This is a genomic window from Aeromonas sp. DNRA1 (assembly GCF_963888745.1).
GTDB lineage: Bacteria > Pseudomonadota > Gammaproteobacteria > Enterobacterales > Aeromonadaceae > Aeromonas > Aeromonas hydrophila.
The window spans coordinates 1-220 of record NZ_CAWPKQ010000024.1 but is presented as its reverse complement, the minus strand read 5'-3'; the positions used below and the strand labels follow the sequence as shown (position 1 = coordinate 220).

Genomic DNA, 220 nt, shown 5'->3' with positions numbered 1-220 from the left:
TGGGGTGTGTAAGCGCGGCGACGTGTTGAGCTAACCCATACTAATTACCCGTGAGGCTTAACCATACAACACCCAAGAAGTGTTCTAAGGCTTGTAGCAGATACCGAGAACGAACAACAAAATCAGCTTTCACAGATTGAAGAATTTGCCTGGCGGCCATAGCGCCGTGGAACCACCTGATCCCATGCCGAACTCAGAAGTGAAACGCGGTAGCGCCGAT

At 50.9% G+C, this 220-nt stretch carries 1 rRNA gene; it reads left to right on the top strand.

The features are described from left to right. Positions 1 to 148 precede the first annotated feature (148 nt). Positions 149 to 220, top strand: a 5S ribosomal RNA gene (rrf, locus tag AACQ43_RS22170); the annotation flags it as partial.